A 2,479-nucleotide genomic window follows, 5' to 3' on the forward strand; every position below is an offset into this window, starting at 1 on the left:
CCCACTGCAACGCCGGAAGCCTTGCAACGGTCCAGCTCGGGACTGTTGGCGCTGTGCTGAGGGTAATGCACAAGGACGAAACGCTGAAGCTCCTCTGGGTGGACGAGACGAGACCCGTTCTCCAGGGCGCCCGGTTAAGCGCGTGGGAGTACCACTACGACGGTATTCCCCTAAAGCTGATAACCGACAACATGGCGGGCTTCGTAATGCAACAGGGAAAGGTCGATGCCATAATAGTCGGAGCGGACAGGATTGTTGCTAACGGCGACTTCGCCAACAAGATAGGAACCTACACCCTGGCGGTTCTTGCTAAGGAGCACGGGATACCGTTCTTTACCGTTGCACCGCTCTCGACGATAGACCTCTCTCTTAAAAGCGGGAATGAGATACCCATAGAGGAGAGAAAGCCCGAAGAGGTTTTAACCTGCGGTGGCTGTAAGATTGCCCCCGATGTTGACGTCTACAATCCAGCCTTCGACGTTACTCCACACAAGTACCTCACCGGGATAATAACCGACAGGGGCGTTGTCTGGCCACCTTTTGAGAGGAACTTAAAGAGGCTGTTCAAGGGGCAACTTTGAGGTTTTCCTTTTCTGCAGCTTTCTTCAGCCTTTCATCAAACGTCACAAAGAGGCTTAGGTCGTCTTTTATTTTCAATGCAGAGGCGAGCTGAAGAGAATCGAGGGTCTTAAGGCCGTGTTTGAGAACGAGTGTGGTGGCCAAGCTCAAAGTATCGCTTGTTAGCGGCACGATAACGTAGTCCTCCAAGTCAAGATAGAACCTTTCGAGAACCCATTCGAGCTTTGAGCGGGTTATATGGCCGCTCAAATATCTCCTGTTCAGGGCAGAGGTAAGCTCCACTATGGCAAGCTCGGAGATCGCCACAACATACTGCTTCATTAGGTCGTCAACGAGAGCGGTTCCCCGCTCAACGTGATACCTTTTCACCAGTGCACTCGTGTCAAAGAAGGCTACCTCCATTCCTCCTCCCTCTCCCTGATCACGTCCTCGCTCAGCTCTCCCTCGATGCCGGAAAGGGCCTTCCTGACTTCCTCCAAACTCGGGGCCTTCTTGAAGAACTTTCGCAGGTGAGGGTAGGTTATCATGAGCTGGACTTTCTTGGCAGGGGTTCCCATCTTACCACCGTCATCCTATTGTTCCTGCGGATTAAATAATTTCCGGAGTCTCTCCATGAGTCTTCCTCTGGTGGACCCTTCAATCCTCTCAACGAAAACTCCCTCTATCTCACCCAGCTCCCCCTCCAGAGCCGGCAAGAAAAAACCGAGGAGCTCCAGCGGCTCAAGGCACGGGCAGTCCACGGAGTACTCGAGCGGGTTCCCGGGCAGTTCGATTCTCAGGGATAAACCCTTCCCAGTCCTCGCGACTTCAAACGGCACGGAGCGCTCCTTTAGGACTATCCTGCCCCTCACGATCATCAGCAGAGCCATGGGGATACTGGAGAAAAAGGTTTCCAAAACAGAAAGTTTGAAACCGGACGTTAAAGAGGCTTCTCCATAATAACCGCCCTCTCAGAGTAGTCCTTTTCGGAATACCACTTCCTCGCAGGGTTGTTAACGTCAACCCTCAGGGAGACTTTCCTTGCCCCGTTCTTCCTCGCCCACTCCTCTGCCTTCTCCAGGAGAGCGCTCCCTATCCCTATCCCCGGGAAGAGGGTCTCGATGTCGTATATGTAGGCCGATGGAACAAAATCCACGGTATCAACCTTCAGACAGACCCAGACGTGGCCGAGGTAGCGGCCGTATTTGTCAACAGCCACGAAGAACTTGTGCTCGCCCGTTGAGAGGAGGCTTTTGATGACTTTCTCGTAGTTCTCTTCATATTCCTCATTGCTCAGCTGGAAGCGCGTGAAGGAGCGGCTTATCTTCATATCGTTCTCGAATATCTCGTCGAGGTACTCCTCACCGTCAACGACCCTAAATTCCCCCGCGGTCTTCTCAACTGGCGGTAGTTCAGGGGGCTTTTTCCTCCTCGAGAACACCGCTTATCGCCTCCTTACGTGATATTCTGACCCAGTGGTCATCCTTCAGGTAAACGTAGCCCTTCGTGTAGGGTTCCAGCAGTCTGTAAATTCCCTCGCGGAACTCCTCCGGGATGGCGTCAAACCCCGAGTTCCTGCCGTCGAAGTGAAGCATCTCGACGTGCCAGTGAGGCTTCCCTTCGAGCGGGAAGTCTGGATTTCTCCGCTTTATGAGGTACAGTGAGTGCTCAAGCTCATCCTTATCCAAACGAATTTTTCCAGCCTTTATACGCTCGGCAAGGCCTGTAACGTGCTCCGGTTTGTACTTTATCAGGGTTGGATCTATCCCGTTGGCGAGGAGGAACGTCAGGACGCCGTTGCACTTGAAGCACTTCCCGCAGGGGACGTAGTCGTCTCCCTCCCTGTGGACGGAGTGGCAGCTCCTCTGTAGCCTGAAGAGTTCCGGATAACGGCTGTGAAGCACGCGCTCCACGATGAGGC

At 53.6% G+C, this 2,479-nt stretch carries 5 protein-coding genes and 1 pseudogene; 1 reads left to right on the forward strand and 5 read right to left on the reverse strand.

Features of this window, described 5'->3' with window-relative positions:
* The coding region (locus F7B33_RS01095; RefSeq protein ID WP_297072649.1) for a s-methyl-5-thioribose-1-phosphate isomerase at nucleotides 1-581 on the forward strand (581 nt) is incomplete at its 5' end.
* On the opposite strand, the gene F7B33_RS01100 is transcribed toward F7B33_RS01095, so the two are convergent.
* The 5 genes and pseudogenes from F7B33_RS01100 to F7B33_RS01120 form a co-directional block, all read right to left on the reverse strand.
* The gene (locus F7B33_RS01100) at nucleotides 565-981 is read right to left on the reverse strand and encodes a type II toxin-antitoxin system VapC family toxin (RefSeq protein ID WP_297062302.1); all 417 of its coding nucleotides are present in this window, start codon (nucleotides 979-981) and stop codon (nucleotides 565-567) included. The genes F7B33_RS01095 and F7B33_RS01100 overlap by 17 nt on opposite strands.
* Nucleotides 972-1,136, reverse strand: a complete 165-nt coding sequence (locus tag F7B33_RS01105) for a hypothetical protein (RefSeq protein WP_297062304.1) — start codon at nucleotides 1,134-1,136, stop codon at nucleotides 972-974. The genes F7B33_RS01100 and F7B33_RS01105 overlap by 10 nt, the downstream gene beginning before the upstream one ends.
* Nucleotides 1,137-1,151: 15 nt before the next feature.
* Nucleotides 1,152-1,448 carry a hypothetical protein gene (locus tag F7B33_RS01110; protein ID WP_297062305.1) on the reverse strand — a complete coding sequence of 99 codons (297 nt, stop codon included), beginning with the start codon at nucleotides 1,446-1,448 and terminating at the stop codon, nucleotides 1,152-1,154.
* Between the two features lie 50 nt (nucleotides 1,449-1,498).
* On the reverse strand, nucleotides 1,499-1,999 hold the full coding sequence (locus F7B33_RS01115; protein ID WP_297062306.1) for an N-acetyltransferase: 501 nt from the start codon (nucleotides 1,997-1,999) through the stop codon (nucleotides 1,499-1,501).
* A pseudogene (locus tag F7B33_RS01120) lies at nucleotides 1,971-2,479 on the reverse strand (hypothetical protein); the annotation flags it as partial. The gene F7B33_RS01115 and the pseudogene F7B33_RS01120, both read right to left, overlap by 29 nt.

Origin of the sequence: Thermococcus sp. (assembly GCF_015523185.1) — an archaeon.
Lineage (GTDB): Archaea > Methanobacteriota_B > Thermococci > Thermococcales > Thermococcaceae > Thermococcus.